Source organism: Pseudoalteromonas sp. KAN5, assembly GCF_022846535.1.
GTDB lineage: Bacteria > Pseudomonadota > Gammaproteobacteria > Enterobacterales > Alteromonadaceae > Pseudoalteromonas > Pseudoalteromonas haloplanktis.
On record NZ_AP025589.1, the window covers coordinates 2,013,741 to 2,037,869 of the forward strand.

The 24,129-nt window shown below is 39.6% G+C and carries 26 protein-coding genes and 1 tRNA gene; 11 read left to right on the forward strand and 16 right to left on the reverse strand.

Annotated elements, in window-relative coordinates:
- Nucleotides 1-53: 53 nt before the first annotated feature.
- The 3 genes from KAN5_RS09000 (at nucleotide 54) to KAN5_RS09010 (ending at nucleotide 2,393) form a co-directional block, all read left to right on the forward strand.
- The gene (locus KAN5_RS09000) at nucleotides 54-569 is read left to right on the forward strand and encodes a sigma-70 family RNA polymerase sigma factor (RefSeq protein WP_029216080.1); all 516 of its coding nucleotides are present in this window, start codon (nucleotides 54-56) and stop codon (nucleotides 567-569) included.
- Nucleotides 569-1,363 carry a DUF3379 family protein gene (locus KAN5_RS09005; protein ID WP_244389569.1) on the forward strand — a complete coding sequence of 265 codons (795 nt, stop codon included), beginning with the start codon at nucleotides 569-571 and terminating at the stop codon, nucleotides 1,361-1,363. The genes KAN5_RS09000 and KAN5_RS09005 overlap by 1 nt, the downstream gene beginning before the upstream one ends.
- Before the next feature lie 190 nt (nucleotides 1,364-1,553).
- Nucleotides 1,554-2,393 carry a Tim44-like domain-containing protein gene (locus KAN5_RS09010; protein ID WP_016707952.1) on the forward strand — a complete coding sequence of 280 codons (840 nt, stop codon included), beginning with the start codon at nucleotides 1,554-1,556 and terminating at the stop codon, nucleotides 2,391-2,393.
- A gap of 79 nt (nucleotides 2,394-2,472) precedes the next feature.
- Here KAN5_RS09010 and KAN5_RS09015 read toward each other — a convergent pair whose 3' ends face one another.
- The 4 genes from KAN5_RS09015 to KAN5_RS09030 form a co-directional block, all read right to left on the reverse strand.
- Nucleotides 2,473-3,663 (reverse strand): amino acid aminotransferase, encoded by a 1,191-nt coding sequence (locus KAN5_RS09015; RefSeq protein WP_016707953.1) that lies wholly within the window; start codon nucleotides 3,661-3,663, stop codon nucleotides 2,473-2,475.
- A gap of 79 nt (nucleotides 3,664-3,742) precedes the next feature.
- Nucleotides 3,743-4,402 carry a histidine kinase gene (locus KAN5_RS09020; RefSeq protein ID WP_244389570.1) on the reverse strand — a complete coding sequence of 220 codons (660 nt, stop codon included), beginning with the start codon at nucleotides 4,400-4,402 and terminating at the stop codon, nucleotides 3,743-3,745.
- Nucleotides 4,403-4,469: 67 nt separating this feature from the next.
- Nucleotides 4,470-6,116: a fused response regulator/phosphatase gene (locus KAN5_RS09025; RefSeq protein WP_244389571.1), complete on the reverse strand. Its 1,647-nt coding sequence runs from the start codon at nucleotides 6,114-6,116 to the stop codon at nucleotides 4,470-4,472.
- The gene (locus KAN5_RS09030) at nucleotides 6,116-6,421 is read right to left on the reverse strand and encodes an STAS domain-containing protein (RefSeq protein ID WP_016707956.1); all 306 of its coding nucleotides are present in this window, start codon (nucleotides 6,419-6,421) and stop codon (nucleotides 6,116-6,118) included. Before KAN5_RS09030 ends, KAN5_RS09025 begins: the two co-directional genes overlap by 1 nt.
- Nucleotides 6,422-6,579: 158 nt before the next feature.
- On the opposite strand from KAN5_RS09030, the gene KAN5_RS09035 reads away from it, so the two are divergent.
- On the forward strand, nucleotides 6,580-6,909 hold the full coding sequence (locus KAN5_RS09035) for a translation initiation factor (protein WP_016707957.1): 330 nt from the start codon (nucleotides 6,580-6,582) through the stop codon (nucleotides 6,907-6,909).
- Between the two features lie 217 nt (nucleotides 6,910-7,126).
- The gene (locus KAN5_RS09040) at nucleotides 7,127-7,999 is read left to right on the forward strand and encodes a hypothetical protein (protein WP_244389572.1); all 873 of its coding nucleotides are present in this window, start codon (nucleotides 7,127-7,129) and stop codon (nucleotides 7,997-7,999) included.
- Nucleotides 8,000-8,310: 311 nt separating this feature from the next.
- On the opposite strand, the gene ggt is transcribed toward KAN5_RS09040, so the two are convergent.
- Both ggt and KAN5_RS09050 read right to left on the reverse strand, forming a co-directional pair.
- A complete protein-coding gene (gene ggt, locus KAN5_RS09045; protein ID WP_244389573.1) occupies nucleotides 8,311-9,978 on the reverse strand; it encodes a gamma-glutamyltransferase in 1,668 nt (555 codons plus the stop codon).
- A gap of 93 nt (nucleotides 9,979-10,071) precedes the next feature.
- Entirely contained in the window at nucleotides 10,072-10,608 is a 537-nt protein-coding gene (locus KAN5_RS09050; protein ID WP_244389574.1) for a GNAT family N-acetyltransferase, read from the reverse strand.
- 96 nt (nucleotides 10,609-10,704) lie between these two features.
- On the opposite strand from KAN5_RS09050, the gene KAN5_RS09055 reads away from it, so the two are divergent.
- The 3 genes from KAN5_RS09055 (at nucleotide 10,705) to KAN5_RS09065 (ending at nucleotide 12,847) form a co-directional block, all read left to right on the forward strand.
- A complete protein-coding gene (locus tag KAN5_RS09055; protein ID WP_138554048.1) occupies nucleotides 10,705-11,073 on the forward strand; it encodes a hypothetical protein in 369 nt (122 codons plus the stop codon).
- A gap of 209 nt (nucleotides 11,074-11,282) precedes the next feature.
- Nucleotides 11,283-12,428, forward strand: coding sequence for a porin (locus KAN5_RS09060; protein WP_016707963.1), 1,146 nt, complete (start codon nucleotides 11,283-11,285; stop codon nucleotides 12,426-12,428).
- A gap of 11 nt (nucleotides 12,429-12,439) precedes the next feature.
- Entirely contained in the window at nucleotides 12,440-12,847 is a 408-nt protein-coding gene (locus KAN5_RS09065; protein ID WP_016707964.1) for a phosphate ABC transporter substrate-binding protein, read from the forward strand.
- A 93-nt stretch (nucleotides 12,848-12,940) separates the two neighbouring features.
- Here the strand turns inward: KAN5_RS09065 and KAN5_RS09070 are convergent, their stop codons facing one another.
- The gene (locus KAN5_RS09070; RefSeq protein WP_016707965.1) at nucleotides 12,941-14,566 is read right to left on the reverse strand and encodes a methyl-accepting chemotaxis protein; all 1,626 of its coding nucleotides are present in this window, start codon (nucleotides 14,564-14,566) and stop codon (nucleotides 12,941-12,943) included.
- Between the two features lie 291 nt (nucleotides 14,567-14,857).
- On the opposite strand from KAN5_RS09070, the gene KAN5_RS09075 reads away from it, so the two are divergent.
- The 3 genes from KAN5_RS09075 to KAN5_RS09085 all read left to right on the forward strand — a co-directional run bounded on the left by KAN5_RS09075 (nucleotide 14,858) and on the right by KAN5_RS09085 (nucleotide 16,581).
- Nucleotides 14,858-15,721, forward strand: a complete 864-nt coding sequence (locus tag KAN5_RS09075; RefSeq protein WP_244389575.1) for a VOC family protein — start codon at nucleotides 14,858-14,860, stop codon at nucleotides 15,719-15,721.
- The gene (locus KAN5_RS09080; protein WP_016707967.1) at nucleotides 15,718-15,870 is read left to right on the forward strand and encodes a hypothetical protein; all 153 of its coding nucleotides are present in this window, start codon (nucleotides 15,718-15,720) and stop codon (nucleotides 15,868-15,870) included. The genes KAN5_RS09075 and KAN5_RS09080 overlap by 4 nt, the downstream gene beginning before the upstream one ends.
- A gap of 102 nt (nucleotides 15,871-15,972) precedes the next feature.
- On the forward strand, nucleotides 15,973-16,581 hold the full coding sequence (locus KAN5_RS09085) for a response regulator transcription factor (RefSeq protein ID WP_244389576.1): 609 nt from the start codon (nucleotides 15,973-15,975) through the stop codon (nucleotides 16,579-16,581).
- Here KAN5_RS09085 and KAN5_RS09090 read toward each other — a convergent pair.
- The 9 genes from KAN5_RS09090 to tpiA form a co-directional block, all read right to left on the reverse strand.
- Nucleotides 16,562-17,398, reverse strand: coding sequence for a hypothetical protein (locus KAN5_RS09090; protein WP_244389577.1), 837 nt, complete (start codon nucleotides 17,396-17,398; stop codon nucleotides 16,562-16,564). The two genes, KAN5_RS09085 and KAN5_RS09090, sit on opposite strands and share 20 nt — an antisense overlap.
- Nucleotides 17,388-19,790, reverse strand: a complete 2,403-nt coding sequence (locus KAN5_RS09095; RefSeq protein ID WP_244389578.1) for a fimbria/pilus outer membrane usher protein — start codon at nucleotides 19,788-19,790, stop codon at nucleotides 17,388-17,390. The genes KAN5_RS09090 and KAN5_RS09095 overlap by 11 nt, the downstream gene beginning before the upstream one ends.
- Nucleotides 19,790-20,524, reverse strand: coding sequence for a hypothetical protein (locus tag KAN5_RS09100; protein ID WP_244389579.1), 735 nt, complete (start codon nucleotides 20,522-20,524; stop codon nucleotides 19,790-19,792). Before KAN5_RS09100 ends, KAN5_RS09095 begins: the two co-directional genes overlap by 1 nt.
- Nucleotides 20,508-21,221, reverse strand: a complete 714-nt coding sequence (locus KAN5_RS09105; protein WP_244389580.1) for a molecular chaperone — start codon at nucleotides 21,219-21,221, stop codon at nucleotides 20,508-20,510. The genes KAN5_RS09100 and KAN5_RS09105 overlap by 17 nt, the downstream gene beginning before the upstream one ends.
- Nucleotides 21,222-21,277: 56 nt before the next feature.
- Nucleotides 21,278-21,760, reverse strand: a complete 483-nt coding sequence (locus tag KAN5_RS09110) for a hypothetical protein (protein WP_244389581.1) — start codon at nucleotides 21,758-21,760, stop codon at nucleotides 21,278-21,280.
- A gap of 44 nt (nucleotides 21,761-21,804) precedes the next feature.
- On the reverse strand, nucleotides 21,805-22,272 hold the full coding sequence (locus KAN5_RS09115; RefSeq protein ID WP_244389582.1) for a hypothetical protein: 468 nt from the start codon (nucleotides 22,270-22,272) through the stop codon (nucleotides 21,805-21,807).
- Nucleotides 22,273-22,812: 540 nt separating this feature from the next.
- Nucleotides 22,813-22,897: transfer RNA gene (locus KAN5_RS09120), tRNA-Leu, on the reverse strand.
- Nucleotides 22,898-22,979: 82 nt separating this feature from the next.
- The gene (gene secG, locus KAN5_RS09125) at nucleotides 22,980-23,330 is read right to left on the reverse strand and encodes a preprotein translocase subunit SecG (RefSeq protein ID WP_016707968.1); all 351 of its coding nucleotides are present in this window, start codon (nucleotides 23,328-23,330) and stop codon (nucleotides 22,980-22,982) included.
- A 1-nt stretch (nucleotide 23,331) separates the two neighbouring features.
- Nucleotides 23,332-24,081 carry a triose-phosphate isomerase gene (gene tpiA, locus KAN5_RS09130; RefSeq protein WP_016707969.1) on the reverse strand — a complete coding sequence of 250 codons (750 nt, stop codon included), beginning with the start codon at nucleotides 24,079-24,081 and terminating at the stop codon, nucleotides 23,332-23,334.
- Nucleotides 24,082-24,129: the final 48 nt, after the last annotated feature.

Consider the following 24,129-nt stretch of genomic DNA (forward strand, 5'->3'; position numbering starts at 1 on the left):
AAAAAGTGCTTATGCTTGGAAATAAAAACGCGAATAGTCAGGTCTTAGTTGATATGGCAGAGAAAAAAACACGCTATGAAAAACTAGTTCATGTTTATCATAGTGAATTATATCGTTTTGCCTATTGGCTATGCCGTGACCCTAATATTGCTGAAGATCTGGTCCAGGAAACGTTTTTACGTGCTTGGCGAGCGCTTGATTCATTATTAGATCAAAAAGCCGCAAAACCATGGCTACTGACGATTTTACGCCGGGAAAATGCCCGCCGTTTTGAACGCAAACAATTTGATTATAGCGATGTTGAAAACGATACCTTAGTTGATGATACAAGCGTCAGCTTAGATGACGAAATGGAGCAAACAGTGATCCAACGTCAAATCGCTAAGCTTACTGATGAATATCGAGAGCCATTACTATTACAGGTAGTGATGGGTTGCTCCGGTGAAGAGATAGCAGAAATATTAGATTTAAATAAAAATACCGTAATGACGCGTTTATACCGCGCCAGAAACCAGTTAAAAGAGGCTTTAAGCCGTGATGATGAACAACTTAAAGGGGCATCAAAATAATGGATGATCTCGAGTTTCGTCGCCGAGTTAGCGCACAGCCAAACAGCACAGAGAAGGAGCTTTTAGACTTTGCAGAGCAGCACCCTGAGCGACAAGCATTTATAGATGACATGCAAGCATTTGATACACAGCTTGCCGAGGCACTTGATATTCCTGTGCCAAAAGGTCTTGCTGAGCGTATTTTAGCAAATACCGCAGCCCATGCAGAAAACGAAGTACCCAATAGTGAATCGCAGTTTACAGCGCAAACTGATGCAAGTATGCAACAGCCAACTGATAATGTCATTGAGGCAAGCTCACGCTTTAAACTAGGTCGTTTGCCGCTTGCCATGGCAGCCTCTTTATTGGTGGCCGTAGGTGCATTTTTCTTTAGCAGTGAGCAAAATGTTTCATATGCCGCAGGGGAACATGCGCTTGCGCATGTTTACTATGAAATTAATTCGTTACAAAAAACTGAAGCAATCAGTTTAGAAACAGTCAACGAAAAGTTTGCTGTTCTTGGTGGCCACTTAGATGAGCTTCCCGGTAAAGTAACCTATTTGATGTTTTGTGACTTTAAAGGTCAAAAAGGCCTGCATCTGGTGTTTGAATCGGAGCACGGCCCCATGACGGTATTTATCGTGCCATCAAAGGATCAATCTTTTGGCATTGGCGCAGATGATTTTCAAGACGATCGCTTTGAAGGTCATATAAATCGAGGCCCAGAGGCTGATACTATTTTAGTTGCCAGTTTAGGGGTGCCGTTAGAACACTACAACGATCGCATTAACCATGCCATTCGCTGGTTAAATTAAGGATTAAATTGCATTGTCGTTGTAACGACGGCAATGCAATTTACACTTCCTCTCTCCCTTTATTAATTGCTTTAAAATTAGTCAACTATCAACGTTGATAAGCTATTTTAAGCTTAATTAACTTTGTCCCTATTTATCTATTTCTTGAACTGATTTAGAATCGCGCTTCTAATTTGTTTTAAGGAATTTCATGAAAAATCTGATAGTTATATTTTCATTACTTGCTTTGCTGTGCACTGCAAGCTTTGATGTTGAAGCACGTAAAAAATTCGGCAGTAAAAAGCGTGGTCAAACGCCAGAAACACAGCAAACTGCACAAAAACAACAAACAGATACCAACACACTCGCACCTGCTGCAAAGCCAAAATCAAGTAAAAAAGGCATGATGGCAGGTATTTTTGGTGGCTTATTAGCGGGAGGCTTAATTGCCTCGATGATGGGGGATGATTTTGAGGGAATGCAAATCTTCGAAATGATTTTAATGGCCGGTATTGCCTTTATCATCTTTAAACTGGTAATGGGTATTGTGCGCCGCAAAAGTGCCCCAGCGATGGCGCATTCGCAAGGCGGGTTCAATACTGGGCAGATGAAGCAAACTATCCCAGAGCACGCTACAGCAACGGGTTTTAATCACACCAATAGCGTACCATTTAACTTACCGCCTAATTTTGATATGAATGGCTTTTTACAAGGCGCTCGTAGCCATTACCACACTTTACAAACTGCGTGGAATAATGCTGATTATGTAACGATGGCTGAGTATTTAAGCCCCGAGTTGGTCGCTGAATTTAAGACTGAGCGTGAGGGCATTGAGAGCGTAGCTACTGAAGTAATGTTTATTGATGCTGAACTTGTTCGAGCGGATACACACCCTCAAAAATGGCAAGTCAGCGTGCGCTTCAAAGGTAAATACCGCGATCTTGGTGATAATAAAGAGGAGCCAATCTTAGAGATATGGCACTTAGAGCGTCTGACGACAGCTGATGCGCCTTGGTTAATTGTTGGCGTTGAAGACTTAATTGACAGTTAGAGCTAGATGCTAGGCAAAATAAAACCGCACAACAACAAGTGAGTGCGGTTTTTTTAGTCAATAAAACAATTAAATTGGATTATTTACAAACATCTGCAACGGCATTTGCAAAATAATCGATATTTGCTTGACTGATACCAGCTACGTTTACACGGCTAGAACCAACGATATAAATACCATACTCTTTTTGTAAGCGTGTAATTTGCTCTTTATTAATACCTAGGAAAGAGAACATGCCATTTTGACGATCAATAAATGAGAAGTCTTGAGCGATACCTTTTGCTGCTAAGCTATCTTTGATCAAAGTACGTAGGCCGTTAATGCGGTTACGCATTTCATCAAGCTCACTGTGCCACTGCTGTGTAAGCTCAGTGCTGCTTAAAATTGTATTTACAATATCAGCACCATGTGCAGGTGGCATTGAGTAAATACTACGAACCACACTTAACATTACTGAGTTTGAAATATCCGCTGTTGCGCTATCTTTTGCGATGATTGAACATGCACCAACACGCTCACGGTATAAACCAAAGTTTTTCGAGCAAGACGAACAAATAATTAGCTCTTCAACCGCATTCGCTAAAATGCGTAAGCCATTTGCATCTTCCTCAAGGCTTGAACCAAAACCTTGATATGCAATATCAACAAGTGGCGTAAAACCAACTTCTTTAGCCAGCTCTGCAACCGTGTTCCACTGTGTTTCGTTTAAGTCCATACCACTTGGGTTATGACAACATGCATGTACTAAAACAACATCACCTTTAGGCACTTGCTTAAGTGTGGCGATCATTTCATCAAATAATAGATCTTTATTTTCGTAGTCGTAGTACGGGTATTCTTTAACTGTCAGCCCAGCCGCTTCAAATAAGCTAATGTGGTTTGCCCACGTAGGGTTGGTTACCCAAATAGTCGCGTTTGGGTTACAACGAGCAATAAATTCAGCAGCAACACGAAGTGCGCCTGTACCACCTGGGGCTTGCGCCGTACGTACACGATTAGCAAGTAATGCTTGGTGCTCACCTAATAATAGGTTTTCCATTTTTTGACAAAAATCTAAGTTACCCGCTAAACCAATGTATGATTTGCTGGTTTCATTTTCTAAGCGAAATGCTTCTGCTTTTTTAACAGCACTTAGCACTGGCGTGTTGCCAAATTCATCTTTATAAACACCAACCCCTAAGTCAATCTTATTTGGGTTAGTATCTTGCTTATAGGCCGCCATAAGGCCAAGAATAGGATCAGTTGGTAATGGTTTTAATACTGAGAACATTGACTATCTCTTTCGTTATTTAGGGGTTAGCTGTTGCACTTAGCTTAACATAAAAGCTCACTAGATTGACTAGTGTTATTTACACTAAAAAGTGAGGAATTTTAATACAGCACGCAATTAATAGCGCTAATATTTTTTGATTGAAAAAATCGTTATTAAAGGCTTCGCCATCGACGATTCCAACGCAGCGATTTTCGCTATCAAAAAGCGGTAAACAGGCCTCGGATTTTACTTTCGGGTCGCAAGTATAGTACTCCCCACCCTTCGCTAAATATTGCTCAACGTTATTGATCACCCGACCTTTACTGCTCAGCGCCACTTGCACATTGTTACTACCGGCGGCAAATGCTTCAGTTAGGGGAAATAACGGCCTACTTGGTGCGCCAAAATAGGCAAGTTTAAGTAGTTGCTCACCCTCTGGTGTTGCAGTGCTTTGGTAGATGCCGTACCAATCTACATTGGTTTGTGCGACAACGTAATCAACAATCAACTGTAATTGAGCAAGTTTATGGCTGGTTTGCTGGTCTTGCTGTAAAAAATCAGTCAGTTTAAACGGCTCATCCTGTAAATAACCAAATAAGCTACACGCCCCACCCTCACCAAGTTCAGGGATTTGATACTGCCAACGAACAGCAGGAAGCGGGTGACTTGATAAATAATTTTCGAGCTTAATAAGCTCATCAGCGACTAACTGAGCAGGCACATCTAACTGTGCATGAGATAAATAAGAAGAAATCATTTAGCCATCCAAACATCTAAAAGAAGCAAATCATAGCATGGCTAAGCAACCACGACTAGCTTTGTTATTACTGTAATTTATAACACATTTCAATTTGGTTACCCGATGCGTTATAAGTCACCTGCTCTGCGATTTCTTCTAAAATAGAGAGGCCACGACCATGCTCTCGATTATTACTGGTAGCACTACTATCTGTGTTTGAAAAACCATTACCCGAATCACAAATAGTAAAATATAGGCTCAATGTTTCAGGGCAATAGCGTATATCGACAATGATCAGGGCATCCACTAACTTTGCCAGAGTGGCTTCTCTGAGTTGGTAATACTCAATAAAACCATCCTCTTTATTTTTAATCGCAGAATCAAGGCCTAACACGCCATGATCAAGCGCATTATTATAAGCCTCCGACAGCAACAAAAAAATATCTGAGCGATGCGCTTTAAGCCCGCCAACTTGCGACAAAACCTCGACAATTTCCAGCACCGGATCGGTTTGTTTTATTTGCTGAGAATTGAGTGTTAACGAAAAATTAAACGGTAATCGTGAGTACGGCTCTTGCTCTTCAGCCAAAGGAGGAACCGCAACACAATTAAACAACACTAAACTAAGATCATCTTGTTGTGCACTGCCATGAGCAAACTGTGTCACTTTAGCGATCACATCATGACTATTCACTTTCGCCTTACTGGCCAATGCCTCAATAAAACGCTGCTCGCCAAAAAATTCATCTTGCGCATTGGTGGTTTCAATTATGCCATCGGTAGCTAATACCAAGCGCATGCTCTCGTCTACTTCAAAATGAACTAATTCTCGCTCAAACTCATCGCTGTCTAAAACCCCCAATGCCATATGTTGTGACTCTAAGGTTTTTAGCACATTGCCATTTTGATCAATTAAATAAGCATCTGGTAGACCGCCAAGCCAGGCTGAAATACTTTTCCCTGAACTGCTTAACTCAATAATCGTCGCCGCACAAAACATATTACCTGGCAGTAATTGCGCTAGTATCGCATTAACTTCAGTGGCAATATCACTGACCGCCATGCCTTTATTAACCATAGTGTAAAAAACTTTAGACGCCGGTAACGCCCCCACAGCTGCTGCTAAGCCGTGGCCGGTAAAATCCCCCAGCATACAATACAAACTGCCAATCGGACTTTGCGCAATCAAGCACATATCACCATTAAACATCGAGGCGGGTGACAGATGAAAATCAATATTGTCAGTAAATTTATCTTGGTTCTCTAGCGCATTATTAAAAATATGCTCAACGATTTCGTGTTCGCGCTCGGTTTGATTGTAATGATATTCTAAAAGCTTATTTTGCTCGTGAGTTTTTAAGCTTAATTTGCGGGTACGGCTGTGGGCTTTTATTTTTGCGGTTAAAATAACTTTATCGAACGGTTTATGAATAAAGTCATCGCCCCCCACTTCTAAACAGCGCTCAAAACTACTTTGGTCTTCTAACGAGGTAATAAAAATAACCGGTAGGTGTACTTCATTATAACGCTGTTTAATTTTTGCAGCGGTTTCGTAGCCATCCATAATAGGCATAATGACATCGAGTAACACAATATCAATGCTTTGCTGCTCTAATATAGCTAGCGCCTCAACGCCATTCTCGGCAGTGGATACCTGATAATCTTGTTGATCCAACATCACTTTTAACAGCGTACAATTAAGAGGTTGATCATCAACAACAAGAATGTGCATCAATCAATATCAAACTTTTTATCAAATCGAGATATTTGTAGGATCTTCTTTAATTGTGGCTGACAATTACTAATTTGAATTGCATCAACAGAAGTGCCCAAAGTTTTTTTCATGTTTAATAGCATGCCAAGCGCCGAACTATCCATGTAATCGGTCTCACGCAGATCAATCACAATTTTAGCGGTTTTTTCGCTTATATCGGCATAGGCCTGTCGAAACGACTGCACTAAATTAAAGTCAAATTTCCCTTTAATTTGAATAGTGAGTGTCGCACCATCAGCTGAGGCACTCTTGCTTAAACTCATTAGTTAACTCCTGATCAGATTATCCATTCTTAATGAGTATTAAATATAACTGCTTAATGATAAATCAGCAAAAATAAAACCCGCCACACACAAATTTGTTATTAGATTTGTTATTATCTACTTCATTGTTTATTTAACTTTTTCAATGCAGGTTAAGCATGAGTGATAGTAATCTCGTTTATTCAACCGAAACAGGCCGGATCAGCCAACCCAAGCCAAGTAAAGAAGTGGCAAGTAAAGTATTTAAAGACGGCGCCCTGCGCATCGAACGCCAAACCAAAGGCCGTAAAGGCAAAGGTGTTATGTTAGTCACCGGCATCGACAGCGAACAACACGATCTAAAAAAACTCGCCAAAACAATCAAAAGTAAAATGGGCCAAGGCGGCGCAGTAAAAGACGGCATCATTGAAGTCCAAGGCGACGACCGCGAAAAACTCAAAGCCATCCTAGAAGCACTTAAATTCAAAGTAAAAATTGCCGGGGGCTAAGCCCCTCGGTTTTATAGTGTTTACGGGTATTTAATGAGTAATTCATGACAATCTGAGCGACGAGTTTGAGCGATAACCGGCCACTGAAAAATTAAATTTATTCCTGTGTTTTGAGTCGGAACCTAATTTTGTCCGATAACATTATTAAACGCCGCTTTGGTGTGTTCTAAACCATCACAATGGTGTTTAAAGCTGTTATGCGTGAAAGGAGCAGAAATTGAACAAAAGAGTAATGTTTCAAGTTATAAATGCTAAAGGTTTAGTGGATACATCAATAGGTCGAAAAACTATTGATGTTTTAGAACTAAAAGAACTTTATAAGAGTTTTGAAGTAATTCATTTTTTGCAGCCTATCTCATATGCTTACGAGACTATCGAGAGAAACGTTAAAGATCTGGAGAATTTCATTTGTCGAATATCTGACCCCAATAACGGATTAGTTGACGGTATTATGAATCATATGGAGGCTATCAGTTCGCTGGCTGAAGTTCAGCAAAGGTTTACTAACTTACTATCTTCAGGTAATGCATTTTTAAATCTCGCAGAAGCAAAATTAAAGTCAGAATTTGGAGAAAAATCGCAAAAATTATCAAGTTGGAATGCTTACAGAAGGAAACTCCATAAAGAGAATATAAGTTATCGTCTCATGTATGAACTGAGAAATTATGCGCTGCATTATGGTCTTCCTGTAACCTCACTGAAATTCGATATGAACAACCTTGCAAGTGCTCTTCCTCAAAAAAAGGTAAAGCTGAATCTTTCTAAGGTAAAAATACTTAACTCTAATTACAATTGGAGAAGCGTTAGAGTAGATATTGAGGCCCTAGAGGACGATGCAAATCTAACGGAGTTGATTTTTGGATATGCGGATATTATAAGTCGCATATACCAATTTTTATTAAAAGTATTTGATTCAGAATTGAGCGTTTGTAAAAATCGTATCCTAGCATTCTACGAAACGAATAATATTCCTTCCGAATGTACGGCACAGATTATTACGGACTGGAACGAAGGCGATGGTCTTTCGAATATCAAATATGAATATTTACCTGTAAATGAACTTGCATGGCTTGTGCGTGGCAATGCATAATAAAAGCTGCGCTCGGAAACATTTTATACTACTACAGCCATTTTTAGCCCCTTAGCAAAGCGTTACCAATGTCTGCAATTGGCACTTTGAAGACAATCGATAATTCTAATTCCTAGTTTACGTCAGGCACTGTTATTAGCTGTCAGCAATTAGCGTATATTTTATAATGCCCAAAGCGCGAGATAAACTCGCGCCTACAACATACTCTCCTAGCTCCTAGTTACCTTGTATCTACGGCCTTTAATTTAACACCGCGCAAACTGACAGCTTACGGCTAACCACTTACAGCTTATAGCTACTTACCGCTGCGCTCAAAACACCACCGCTTTGCCGCGCCCTGAGGCTTCTGAGCCGGCATCAAGCTTGCCATCGCGTTCGATGATCACGTGCATATCACCAAAACGGCGTTCATCAAGTGTATAACCCATTTTTTCAAGCGCTTTGACAACGCCGGCATCTAAACCTGGGTGATGACGAATAACGTTTTTAGGCCAAAGTTGATGATGAAAGCGTGGGCTGTTTACGACGTCATCAGCAGTCATATTAAATTCCACCGCGTTTAATATAGATTCATACACTGAGCTAATAATGGTGGTGCCACCTGGTGAGCCGGTGACCATTTTTACTTTATTATCTTTGAGTAAAATAGTTGGCGTCATTGAGCTAAGCATGCGCTTATGCGGCTGTATTTCGTTGGCTTTGCCGCCGAGCGCGCCAAATACGTTCATCACCCCAGGTTTTGCGCTAAAGTCATCCATTTCATCATTAAGCAAAAAACCTGCACCTGCGACCACTACGCCACTGCCGTAACCTAAGTTAATGGTAGTGGTATTTGATACTGCATTGCCCCATTTATCAACAATCGAAAAATGCGTGGTTTGTTCGCTTTCATATAGACCAGGTTTAATATCTTCGGTGGTCGATATTTTATCAAGGGTAATGGTACTACTGCGCTTTTTAAGGTAATCACTGGCGATTAACTCTGCTTTTGGTACATCGAAAAAGTCAGGATCGCCTAAGTACTCTGCTCTATCGGCAAATACCCGTTTACCAATTTCAGCTAATAAATGAATATAGCCAGTCGAGTTATGTTCAAGGCCGGCGGCAGGTTTAGTCAACTCATACATTTTTAACCATTGTACAATTGCAATGCCGCCTGAACTTGGTGGTGGTGATGTCAGTACTTCATAACCATTCCAAGTTGCTTTCATTGGTGTACGTGACTTTGCTTGATACGCTTTTAAATCAGCAGCAGTGATAATCCCACCATGCTCACTCATAAAGTCTGCAATGATCTTGGCTGTTTCGCCTTCATAAAAGCCTGCTTTACCTTGGTCGCGAATACGTTTTAAAGTAGCTGCAAGCTCTGGCTGCTTAAAGTTTTCATTGGCTTTGGCACTGGCGAAATAATCAGCAAAGTTAATCGTTACGTCTTTTTTGGCCATACGCGCAATATAGCGCTCAATGCTGTTGGCCAGTTTTGGATGGACGATAAAGCCCTGTTCGGCGAGCTTAACAGCGGGCTGTACAAGGGTTTTCCAGTCAAGCGTGCCGTGTTTTTGGTGGGCAAGCCACATACCAGCTACGCTGCCAGGTACGCCACTGGCGTGAATACCGTAAACCGATTTATTGGCAATCACATTGCCTTTATCATCCAAGTACATATCACGGTGCGCCGCACTGGGGGCAGTTTCACGATAATCAATAAAGTCGCCTTGCCCGTCTTTTTGGATCAGCATAAAACCACCGCCTCCAATATTACCCGCCTCAGGTAAAGTAACCGCTAACACAAACTGGGCTGCAATTGCCGCATCAACAGCGTTGCCACCCTGCTCTAAAATAGCTCTGGCGGTATCACTACTATAACTATCGGGCATAGCAACAGCGGCTTGCGCGGTTTTGCCCGCAGCCAGTACCGTTATTTGTACTTGCATAATAACAAGACTGAAAATCAGCAAATGCTTAGCGCCTGAAAACATATTAAATTCCTTGTTCTTTCTATTTTTAAAATTATTTTATTACACTCATTAATACACACTCTGCAAACCTAGGTCAAACAACTCTATGCTGATTTAAACAAACTTACGATATAACACGGCGGGTAACTCACCAAACTCATCGCTATGTGAGTAATGTTCAACAAACTGCATACCGAGTTTTTCCATGACTTTAATCGAGGCGCGATTAGCTTCTAATGCCGTAGCACTAAGTGTATGTATAGCGTTGTGCTTTATAACTGCATCAGCAACGGCAGCTGCTGCTTCACTGGCATAGCCTTTTCCCCAACTTGCCCGCTTGAAGCGCCAACCAATTTCGATATCACTATGATCCGGCTGATCTGTAAAAAATCCCATAGGTCGAATCAGCACCCAACCTATAAAGGAATTACTTTCTGTTAGGTTTACTTGCCAAAGCCCCCAGCCTAGTGATGGATTTCGATAAGCTTGCATCCGTGGCATAAATATCTCTTTGATGGTGTCTATGGTACTTACCTTGCCACGCGTTAAGTGTGCCATCACTTGTGGATCACTATCTAGTTCAAGTAATAAGGCACTGTCATTTTCATCCATTAATTTAAAGTGCAAGCGTGCTGTTCTAGGTACATTCATTTTATAGCCTGTATATTGCTTGTTTTGAGATTGTCATTAATACTGTACCTAAGGAAATACTCCTTAGTAAATCAATCCTTTTATTAGAGAACCAATATGAACAAATTAGTAAGCTTAGTTTTATTAGGATGTGTGGCGTTAACTGGCTGTGAAGATGCCGACGAAGTAAAAAAAGATGCAGCAGAAGCCAAAGCACAAGCTCAGCAAGCGCTCAATGATGCTTGGGATGAAGTGAAAGAAACCACCAATGAATTTAAAGGTGAAACACTTGAGGAATTACTACAGGAGAGTAAAAAACTTGGCCTTGATATGTACGACGATGGCAAAGAAGTGGCCCTTGATGCCTGGATTGAAAGTAAAGAAGCCGCTGGCGAATTAACAGAGAAAACCAAGCAAAAAGCGCAAGAACTCGCTGACGAGTTAAAAGCCGCACGCGAAGAGCGCGAACAAGAAAATAACAATTAATACTTATACTGTTAGGCTGTCATTGTGACAGCCTAACTAATTCATTATCATTAAAACACCATCCTACTTTCTTTTACCATCTATAGCGTCCCGCGTACTTTGTTAAACCTATAATTAAAAACACTAAATCAATGTAAATTTGTCGATAATTTACGTGTTTACTCCTATACTCCAGCTGAAATCAACATACAAAACTAGTAGGATACACAATGAAAAAACTGCCTATCGCAATTGCAATTTGCGCAGCCTGTTTATCTGCCCCCTCATATGCAGAAATACGTATAAATGGTTTTGCTTCCATCGTTGGCGGTAAAACACTGGATGATGATTCGTCACTGTATGGGTACGACAACGACATTTCATTTAAAAATGAGAGCGTGTTTGCTTTACAGTTATCAGCAGATCTGCAAGACAAACTCAGTGCGACAGCACAAATTGTTGCTCGCGGTGAAAATGATTTTGATGCCGAATTTGAATGGGCTTACTTAACATACGAGTTTACCGATGAGCTGCAACTCAGTGCGGGTAAAATGCGTGTGCCTTTTTATCGTTATTCTGACTTTTTGGATGTGGGTTATGCCTACCGCTGGGTAAGACCTCCTCAATCAGTTTATAACATTCCATTTTCTACCTATGAAGGTTTGAGCTTACTTCATACCTCACAACTCGGTGACTGGGACTCAACAGTGCAAGTTATTTACGGAGGCTATGACGGTACTATTGCGGTTGTATCTGTAAATGGTGACACAGAGCTTAATGATATTGCCGGTATTAACTGGACCTTGAGCTACGACTGGTTTAGTGCTCGCGCAGCCTATTTTGTAGCTGACACCTCTATTGCTATCGAAAATGATACGCCAACAGGGGTCGCCCTTAATGAATTAGAAGAAGCCCTTCGTAACGCGGGGTTTGTTGATCAAGCAAATAACATTGCTGTGGACGAAGACGACGGCTCTTTTCTTGCTTTAGGGGTTTCAATTGATTACAACAACTTGTTATTTGATGCCGAATACACGGAGTTTGAAGTTGATAACAGCGCTTTGGCGAAACAAACTCAGTATTATACCTCTGTGGGGTATCGAATGGATGAGTGGATCGTTCATTTAACTTACGAAAACAACGACGATAAACATGAAAGTAACCGCTATAACGCACTACCCGCTGTGCCACCACTTAATCAAGGCATTAATTTAGTGTTAGAAGGCTCAAAAGCTAAAAGTAACGTATACACTATTGGCACACGTTATGACTTCCATCCATCTGCAGCGCTAAAGGTTGATTTTAGTCGTTTTAAAGATGATATTTCTGATACTGAAACGGATGTGATTGCCGTTGCTGTTGATTTAGTTTTTTAAGGGGAATAGTCATGAAAAAACTAATTTTAGCAGGACTACTTTCTGTATGTTCGTTTAGCGTACTGGCCGATATTGCAGTGATCGTCAATGCAAATAATGGTAATGCTATAGACCAAACTGAGATCAAAAAAATCTACCTTGGTAAAAGCAAATCTTTCGCAGATGGTACGAAAGTAAATCCGGTCAATCAAAACGGCAATAACGTGGCTGATGAATTTAATGACAAAGTAGTTGGTAAATCAAGTAGCCAACTTAATGCCTATTGGTCAAAACTGGTGTTTACTGGTAAAGGCACGCCACCAGAAAAGTTAGATAATGATCAAGCTGTAATCGATTTTGTTAGCAGTAATGCTGATTCAATTGGCTATATTGATAGCAGCAAAGTAACTGATAGCGTAAAAGTTATCGCGACGTTTTAATCGTTTTAACGCTTTTTAACTCGAAAACAACGCCTTGTGGTTATAAATCATAAGGCGTTGTTTATTTTTTTGCGTAGTGAAAATAAAGTTTACTTACTCCACTTTGAATTTAGCGGTGGCATCTAATAAATTATCAGAGAGGTAATGAAGGTTTTTAGCAACATCACGCACAGCGGTAAGCGATGCCATGGTATCTTCAAACGACATATGCATATTAGAGACGTTTTCAACGACCATTGCCGCAACCGATGTTTGCTCCTCCGTGGCTGCTGCAATTTGCGAATTCATACCATTAATTTCAAGCATTTGCTCCGCAATTTTTTCAATTGATATACCCGTGTTTTCTGCTGCTTTTGCATTATTACCGGCCATATCGCGTGCAGTTGTCATGGCGCTGACCGATTCATTTGCAGCACTGGTTAGGGTATTTAATAACTCACGGATTTCGTTGGTTGATTTTGCAGTACGTGAAGCAAGCTCTCTTACTTCGTCTGCAACGACTGCGAAACCACGCCCTTGCTCACCCGCTCTTGCCGCCTCAATTGCTGCGTTAAGCGCTAATAGGTTTGTTTGTTCGGCAATTGCAGTGATCACATTGAGTATTTGCGTCACATTTTTTGTGTCATCCGCTAACTTATTAATTGTTGTAGCAGCACGATTAATTTCAGCACTTAAGGTTTGCGACTGTGATACCGATGTTTGAATTTGCGAACGGCTTTGCTCAACTTCTTGTTCAGCCATTTGTGCTGCACGTGACGCACTTGCCGCTGAATGTGAGATATCCCCTACACTTTGTTTCATTTCTTCCATTGACTGCTTAACTATCTCTGCATCCGCGGTTTGCTTGCTCGTCGCCTTTTCCGCTTGCTCCATCCCCTGTACTAAACGGGTTGAATTTTCCATTAGTGGTTCACACACTGCCATCACTTCTAATACTGATTCTTTAAGCAAAGCAATAAAGGTATTAAAATTAATCGAGACTTGGCCGATTTCATCTTCACTTCGCACCGTAAGCTGCGTGCTCAAAGAGCCTTTACCCTCGCCTAACAAGTGTAAATTTGCCGCGGCATCACTGGCTGCAGCGGCAATACCACGTGCAATCCAAATTGCCATAAATAATAGTAATAACAAGGAGACGGATGAAACAACTAACATTAAGGTTAATGCCTGATCTGAACGTGATTTGGTATTTTTTACTAATTCAAAAAAGCGATCATCGGCACGTTGCTGAGCGACTTTAAGGCTTTGCAACACGGAATTATACATATTCGTTTTAGCTTGAGCTTGTTGTTGGATTTTACTAAAGTCGGCTGTACCGCTGATCATATCATTAGCAATTTTTGATGAAATAGCAGCGTAGTCAGTTAATTGTTTGCGTGTTTGGCTGTCAATGTAGTTGCTATTAATATTGTTTATCGCATCAAGGTTTGCTGTTAGTAAAGTCAAGGTCTCTTTAGCTTTATCAACAAGATCCTGCTCACCAAATGTAACGGCTTGAGTATAAAGCTCGTCTAACTTCTCAAGTAACCCTACATTGGCAGAAGTTAGTTTTACTACTTGATAAGAGGTCTTTTCAAGTTCGTCCAATGAACCTCGATTGTCTTTCATAGCAATATAATTAATCAACACAATTACTATAAAAGCAATAACTGCAATGCATGTTATAGCGTGAATTTTTTTACTGATGCTTAGGTTTTGAAAAGACAAACTTGAAGCCATGCTATTTACCCTATTATTTTAACTGTGTGTATTATCGGCCTATTACCTGTAAGTGTTAACTATATTTTTAATTTATCTAGCTTTATTGCCCAAAAAGCATAAAAACAATAAAAAAGTAAAATGACACCTTGCCGAGCTAAAAACTTAATTATGAAATCAATCGCTTACTTTGTGATTTATAGACTATTATTTAAGCGTTGAATTATTTGCCACGTTTGGCAATATAATTACAGACCACCTCGATATATAACACCATATTGAGCTTGTTTAGCATACGTACCGGAAATACAAATGAAAGGAGTATCAACCTTGGCTATTAAACACTTTTTAAAACCTTTGCTATTAAGCGGCGCTTTAGCAGCTGTTTTAACCGGTTGTCAGCTTACACAACCGAGCTTACCCGCCATTAGCGATAGCGGCACTAAACAACTCGGGCACGTTGTTTGGCACGACTTAGTAACACCCGACCTAAAGCAATCACAAACTTTCTATCAAGCTGTATTCGATTGGCAGTTCCGAGCTGTTAATGATGATTACGTTTTAGTCAGTACAAATGGGCAAGTCATTGCTGGTATGGCTAAGTTAGATAACAAACAAAATAATAGCCACTGGCTTGCACTCGTGTCAGTTGCTGATGTTGATAGCGTGATCAATGCCACTCGCTCAGCAGGTGGTAAAACCTTAATTGGTAAAACAACGATTACAGGACGAGGAGATATTGCGGTACTTGAAGATCCACAAGGTGCTTTATTCTCTGTCATTAACACGATCAATGGCGATCCAAGCCTAACCATAAATAACAATAGTTGGATCTGGCAAGAAGTATGGAGTGATGATCCCGCTGCCAGCAGCGCATTTTATCAGCAGCTTGCAGGGTATAGCACGGCACAGAAAACACTGTTTGGAGCCAACTATTCGTTCTTAAAAATAAACAGCAGCCCTGCTTTTGGATTTGTAAAAAAACCAGACACTGAAATAGGTAATACGTGGGTTAACTATATTAAGGTAGCTGATGTTGATGCAACGATATTAAAAGTAACGGCCGCAGGCGGACAAGTGCTAATGGCCCCTAATGATGCAGTCCGTAATGGTACTGTTGCAATAATTCGTGATCCAGCAGGCGCTGGTTTAGTGATTCAGGAGACTACAAAATGAAAAAGCGATTAATAAAAATAGCCAGCATAAGCGCCATGACTCTTTTATTAGCTTCATGCAGCCCTTACGCAAGTTTAAATGTAAGCGCCCCTTTTAAAGTAGGCCCTGTGTACGTAAACCCAAGCATTGGGGTTGGTGGTTCATTGTAAAACAATAGGCACACTCATGTGTGCCTATATCAGATAATAGTTACACATTGATTTTACACTTTTTTAGTAATATAGTATTGGTTTTCAGGGAATGGAATCATTATGGACATCAATAAACTGTCACAGCACAATCAGGGCAATCTATCTTTTTATAACGACGGTAGTTTCTCGCCGTTATTTATTGTCTCAAAAGAATACAATGTACTCATGGTAAAGTACGCCACTCTTTCTACACTCTCTAGTCAAGAACAAATCGCTAATTTCATGCAGCTATCTGATTGCATATCCTTAGCTATTTTTGATGTACCAAAAGAAGAGTTTCCTAAAAGCTTGAAAGATTGGCCAAACCTCAAGGGGATTTTCTATCAAGATACGAACCTAACAGTTATTAATCAAGGTTTACAAGCGATAAACCAAGGTGAGTTGTGGTTTCCTCGTGCAATCACAGATAATTGGATGCGTGAATACTTAGCTAATGAAGAGCTTAGCAACGCAAAATCAGTTAATTTAACCACTAAAGAGCTCAAAGTATTAAATCTATTAAACAGTGGTTTAAGCAGTGTTGAAATCGCTGATAAACTATTTATAAGCGAAGGCACTGTTCGGGTTCACTTACATAAGATTTATACCAAACTCGCCGTTAAAAATAAGCAACAGGCAATTAAATGGTGCCAGCATAATAGCGATAAAATCAGTAGTGTAATGGGCTAATACTGATCCTAATTATATCTTCGTAACTTCCTGCGGGCCGTTTACTTATATCTTTTATCAACACTTTGAGTGGTAAAAATAGCTCCGCAGATGATGCCTCACTATTAATAGTCAGTCGCTGTGTTTTATTCAGCTCGTACCAGGTTTGATTTACATTGAGTTGATAATCAATCTGGTGCTGTTGTTTATAGATGGTATTTTGTAAAAAGCCAGCATTTTCAGAATCAATGGTCATTTGTACATCAGAGTTGGTAACCACTTTTAGAGTGGGTAAGTTTGTGTATTCTTGCCCAGTGTAAAGCTCACCTAATTGCACCGTATGGTCTGTACTATTGAAGCCTAATAGCGATAGGCTCACATTTGGTTCTACTAGGGTATTAACTGATATTTCTTGTACATCAAGCTCTTGCTGCTTGTCACTGAATAACCTAAATGTAAGCATGTCAGAATATGCACCAGCTTTTACAAATGTTCCGCTTTTTAATATTAAATTAATTGCTAGTTCTAATTGCGCTAGATTAAAAACAGGTTGTTTTACACTGCCAAGATTAGTTGCAGGCGATTCAATAAAAAATTCAAAACGATTAGCATCAGAGATAAAAAAGTTATGATTTTCACTTTCAACCATGACTTTAAGTTGGCATTCGTCATTGTTAATTACGTTAACCGAAAACTCTATTTTTGAATCATAAGACTGTGACTGCCGGTAGGCGGCTATGTCATCATTGTTTTGACTAATATTCGCAAAACGAGCGTCGCACTGGGCAACACTATTTAAACTGAACAAGGTTATAAGTAAAAGGCTTTTACTGTACATGGATCTCTCCTAAACGTTGTAGTTGTTCACCATCAACAATTGTTAATTTAAACTCTTTAAGCGTTTTGTCAGTCCAACTAATAACATAGTCACATGGGATCAGCCCTGTAATAGCAAATCGCCCTTTCTTATTTGTAAAAAATATTTTTTCTTTAAATTCAGGGTGTTCTGGACACGTAGCGGTGCCAACAGCTGCTGCTATTGGTAAACCATCTTTTGCGATAACTTTTGCAACAACGGTTATATTCGCATTCGATCCTATCGTTACTGTATAGCCTGACTTATAGCTTGATTTAAATGCTAAAATACCAGAGCCCAGATCGTAACCTGGCTCTAAGTCGTCTATATCAATCGCTAATGTTGTTTCATCGTACGAATTAATATCACTAAATAAGATGGGACCTAACTGATCATTTGCGGCTCGATAATACTCTTGGGAGCGCCCAAGCTTTATATTCTTATCTTGAATCGACTGATGAGCTTGTACTAAAGCAAAACTATCACTAATTGGTTTGCCAAATGCAACATCAGTCTCAGCGAATGCTAAAGCAGTCGAAAAGTTAACTCTAGATTGATGAATACCAGATTCGCCAAATTGCATGTAATCACTGGCATGATCAGCGCCAATTAAGAATCTATTAGCATTGTATTGAGCATTAAAATCAATAGCTGCTTGCTGGGAATCATTGTGCTCTAAGCCCAAACGAATAGTTTTAGAGTCCACGAACTGTTGGTTTCCAGTATAACTATAATCTAACCTTTGTTTATCATTACGCGAATCTAGAGCAAGGTTATAACGTGTATTTTGATCAAATCGATAATTAATAGATAACGCAAAATTTAGATCATCTTGTTCATTTAAGTTATCCCAGTTAGCCCGTATACTCCAGCGCCAGTCATTAGAGAATGGGCCACTTGTTGAAATGCCATATACTTGTGAAAACTCATCTTCTTGATATTTTTGTTGTAACCTAGCACTCAAGCCAAATTGCATCGACTCGCCAAAATAGTAGTTATAATTTCCCTGCAGAGTATGTTTTATAGTTTGCAAAGTTAGTAACGAATTCGGCTCAGCTTTTAAAGCTGTAAAATCTTCAGATAAATATTCATAACCCATACTGATATTATGGTTTGAACTACTACCATTAGTGAAGTTTTGATATACAAACCTAAATGCACTCCCTAGCTCCTCCGCATAACTGAGCGCGCCTTCAAATGATACTTGCCCAAGCTCAATGGCAACAATATTTTTAGCCGTTAACTGCTGTGTATAACTGTTTGCTTGCAGGCTTGCACCTACTGACCAGCTAGGCGATACACCATAATCAAAGTAACTACTTAAAAATGGCTCTTCATTTAAATATTCAAGCCCGTCAAATGCGAGTGTTGAGGGAATTCCCAGGTTAAACCGATACTCTAATTCTCCCTCGGCCAACAAGTCCAAACCAGTCGTTACATCAAAATCAACCACCCGGGTTATGCCCGCACTATCAGTAATGCGCAAACGGATCTGGTTACTGCCTTGCTCTATAGGAATGTCATTTAAAGAATACACGCCGGGTGATAAATTAAGTCTGTCGACAACAACACCAGAGACAATAATTTCGACTGAAGAAGAACTCTCTAAGATAAAGCTTTGTGATGCAGTGGGTTTTATTTGCCGATCCGACATCATAGAAAAATCCCTCGCCAATGCCAGCCCTAAAAATCGAACAGAAGACTGAAAGTAACTGCCAATACCATAGTTATCACCCAACGAGAGACGCGTTCCATACTCTGGTAAATCATAAATAATGCGTGACGATGTTCGTCTACCGTGAGCATCTGTGCTATTAGAACTAGAAAAATATTCAAATTCATTTTCAATAACTAAGTTTGAAATATTAACTACAGAGTCAAAACGTGAGTTTAATTGTTGATCAGTTTCAGCATTATCGGTTTTCTGGCGGATTGCATTCGCATACCAGTTTAAGTAACCGCTTATTTTAGCTTGTTTAGATACCTTTAAATTACGAGGTTTGCGTTTTAAACTAAGTGCTTGCGGTTTAATTAATGCAGAGGGTACACGCAAATATAAAGAGAAACTGGCCATATCAAAATCAACCATGATACCAAGATCCTGCAGTTGATCAGCCGTTATTCTTTGGTTTTTTACCAAGCTACGCAGTCCACTCACTTCATCATAGTACATAAATTTATCGAAGCTTGCTTCGAGCTCAAGCCATGGCATTGCAAACTCATCACTAGGAGAGATACTCAACGTTATTTGACCAATTGGTGCATTATTTATATAGCTTTCAACTGTAAGTTCAATCGTTTTATTACTGGGGTTAATCTTACTGTAGCCATCTATACTCACTAAAAGTAACAAGCAAAATAATATGTGTTTCATCAGGGGACCAAACGCAAATTATATGGTAACCCTTGTCGTGACTCAGTAAGAGAACTTGGAAGTGGTATCCTTACCTTGCTAATCGTCCCTGGCGCTAAAAACACTTCTATTCCTAATCGCTTTAATTGTTGTTTTTTGTAAAGAGTTATAAAAGAAGAGCTTTCTGTTAGCTCATCTTTTTTTGAAAACGCAATCTCATAATTACTCAATCTAGCATTGCCTTTGCCCATATTTTCTATAAGCGCGACAATTTCATTTTTTTCAATCCAACTTTTACGCAATAATAAATTCGCGTTTAGTGTTGGGTTTTCTAAATGAACAACTAGATTAAAGTTAAATAGCATTTTCACACTGTTTGCGGATAAATCAGTGGCAAGATCTTGTTCAACAAGTGTCACCATATAACTTTCGTCGTTCTCTGGCGGTATATTAGCTAGCCATTGGATCTGTACTTTTTGACTTTGGCCTTTTTTCAAAAATGCAGCTGGTGGAAAGATGAAAAAAGGTGGGTCTTCTTGTAACTCTAAAAAATGCCCATCAGCTAGAAAGTTAATTTTATAAACCTCAACATCAAAGGCAAAATCACGATTTAGCGTATTTGTAATAATACTGCTTGCACTAAATGGTCCGTTTTTAGCATCAATAGTAAGCACCATTGGTGATAACTCGATTGCATTAGCAGTATTGAATATAAAAAATAAACTTAAATATACAAACTTAGTTAGTTGTCGCATCCAGTTTTATCTCTAATTGACTGCGCGAAATATCAAATTTTTCAGGTACTTTAAGTGTTACTTTAAGTTTAGAGTTTGGCATCAGCAGCTTACCTATGAGCGCATCGCTGAGCTCCCTTCCCTCTAAAGTATAAACTTCACTATCTTGTTGAATTAGCCATTTTTCTTGTGCAAGCCTTACGTAGCGATTGCCTTTATTTTCAAGCTCAATTTCCCACACACCTTTAGAAACCATGGTTTTATTCATAATTTCAATATTCGGCCGTGCGCCTTCTGGAACAACATTAAATAAAGTTTGAAAACTCAGTGTCATACCAACACCCGACGTATTCATCTGCGCTAAATCAACGGCTACTTGGTCAACAATAATGCGATAGCTCTTAGACTCTGCGAGCATTGGCTCACCAATGTAACGGATTAATACTGATTGGCTTTTGCCTACAGGAATAACTGTCGTCATTGGCAGAATAAGAAAGTCATCTTCATTTTCAGTTAACAGTTCATTTCCTGCTGCATCTAATGTTAAGTTATTAGCGCTAATTTCAACTGTAAGTGGCTGTTTTGATGTATTAAGTATTCGCATTGTGCGTTGTGATTGTGAGCCTAAACTCTCCAATTCGGCAACCATAGGTTTTACTTGGAAGGCGGCTACGTTAAAGCAAGTGCATAAAAAAAGTGTGACAAGTAACAGTCTCATTGAAGAACCTTAAATATAAAAGGCAGCAACAAGCTGCCTTTAAAGGAGAAGAAAAGTTATTTAGCTGTTATAGCAATCTGTAACGTATCTGTGTAAGTACCTGCGAATACAGCTTCTTCAAGTAGCTCAAGTACTAAAGTGCCTGGTACGCCTTGTGCTAAAGCAACAGAACCTGGGCTTGTGCCTGTAACTGATAGATCATTATCACCATTAATCCAGTTTGTAGGGACTAAAGCAAAATCAAAATCACCCGCTTTAAAGGTAGCTTGGTATGCAATACCTTGATCTTCATGATCAGAACTTTCTAATAAGCCTTCTGTTGATTTAAGAGTGATTTCAGCACCATCAGAATCATTACATTGAACTGTAATGTTGTGTTGAGCGGTGTGACCAATTGCTAATGCACTAAAAGTATTAACAGAGTCAACGCCTGAAATTTGACAAACAGGCTCAACAACACCGCTTAGGCTAACACTTGCAGCCATTGCAGAACCTGTGAAAGCAGTCGCGATTGCAGTTAAAACGAGTAATTTTTTCATTTTATTATTCCTTAAATTTTTTAAAATAATCTTTGCCCTAACGGTTAAATGCCACCTATTAGTGCTGATGGAGTCACTTCTATGCGGAGTACATCATTGTATTCTCCAGCAAATAGCAGTGGCTTTTCTAACTGAAATTCTAATTGCGCTGTTGTATCGAAAAATATTTCATCTATAACGTATGACTTTTCCAGCATTAGGTCCTTCGCCTGCTCGGTGATATCCATATCACTACCTGGTAATTTCATTGTGAAGAAATATGCTTCAATTAAATTGCTTTGTTGATGACGCAAACCACCATTTTTTGACAGTAAAGCAATTTTTATTGGCGCATTACAATTTATAGTTAGTTCTGTGTTAGCAAAACCGGTGGCATCAAATAGAAGTGATTCGGCTGCAGTTGAAAATTCACATCGAGGCGTGATTTTTCCTGCTAGCCTTATGTTGACTTCATCGCTTGCACCACTCATAGGAATGTAACAAGCAAGAGAAAATAACATCGCTTTCATCATCCTTGTTAAACCCTAATCGCTGCCTTGCTAAGTTGGGTAGATAATAGGAGTAAAACTACCTATAGGGGAGTTGGTTTTTGTTTATTGTGGAATATGCAAATATAGCAACAGAGCTAAATACTCTAATTAAAGTTTATACAAATGTTTATATTTTAGGTGGGATTTTTTTCTTAGCGAATAAATACCAATCGACTTAAATATTTAATCATTCTAACAAGCTAAACAAAGCGCTAACTGCGGTATAAATTTTTCATATAAAACAACTATATGTCAAAGTTTATGCCTTATTATCACGCTATTTACCTGTCGTTATAAATGGTCAGTAACGTAACACAATTGATATAACAAGATTAAACAGCTTAGTAGAAAAACTAAACTAATATATTAAAACACTAAAAATAAAGAGCTTAATGGAGATAGAGATAAATAACTTACGCAGATAAATTTGCGCCTCAATTATTTAGATAACGTTCAGCTTGAAATGGAGTGAAAATAAAAAGCAAAAAGCCAGTAACATGACTGTTACTGGCTTTTCTAATATGGTGCGGTTGGGGGGACTTGAACCCCCACGCCCGAAAGCACTACCCCCTCAAGGTAGCGTGTCTACCAATTCCACCACAACCGCATTTTTTAAGCTTTCGCTAAATTGTTAAACTCAATGATTTATCTGAGGAGTATAAATCGTTTAACTATACCTTTTTCAAGTATTAATTTGGTACGTCAGATTGCTCTTTAGTTGATGTTACTGGAACATCATCAGCTGCAGGAGTGACTGTTTCAACTACCGGCGCTGCTTCTAGGTTTTCCCACTCATCAGTCTTTTTGATCTGACCTGCAGTTAAGTTACCTAATACAATGCTTAGCACAAAGAAAACACTGGCTAAGATAGTCGTTGTTTTAGTCATAAAGTTACCAGCACCAGATGAACCGAATACAGTTCCTGAGGCTCCAGCACCAAATGATGACCCCATATCTGCGCCTTTACCTTGTTGAATTAAAACCATACCAACAAGTGCTAAAGCGACAACTAAATAAACTACTAATAAAATTTCGTACATCTTATACGGTCCTTTTTGCACTATTGCAGATTGCAGTGAATGAATCTGCTTTTAGACTAGCACCGCCAATCAGGCCGCCGTCTATATCTGGTTGTGCAAATAATAATTCGCTATTTTTTTCATTCACGCTGCCACCGTAAAGAATGGTCAGCCCTTGTGCTAAATCACTATCTAAAGAAGCAATTTTATCACGGATAAATTTGTGCACATGCTGTGCTTGTTCAGGCGATGCAGTCTTACCTGTGCCAATGGCCCAAACGGGCTCGTATGCTACCACAGAATCTTTCAGTGCTGCTAGACCTAATTTATTAATTACTGCATCAATTTGTGCAGCAACGACTAATTCAGTTTGACCTTGTTCACGCTCTTGCTCACTTTCGCCTACACATAAAACAGGTGTTAAACCTACTTGCTGTGCACGTGCAAACTTAGCTGCCACAATGTCATTACTTTCGCCATATATACTACGGCGTTCAGAATGGCCAACTAATGTATATTCGCCACCTAAATCTTTAATTAATTGCGCATCAACTTCACCAGTAAATGCACCCGGTTCATTTTCAGAAACCGTTTGCGCTCCTGTTGCTACCCCGGTTGCCGTTAGCATTGGTAACAATGGATATGGTGGAAACACCACAACGTTGATCTCATCTGATTTTACGTTGTTGATTGCCTCAGATAATTGCTGTACTAACTCTTTAGAGCCGTTCATTTTCCAATTGCCTGCGACCATCGGCTTGCGTATTGCCATTTTCCCACTCCATATTAGAAAGCGGGCGAGATAGTAACTCGACTCGCC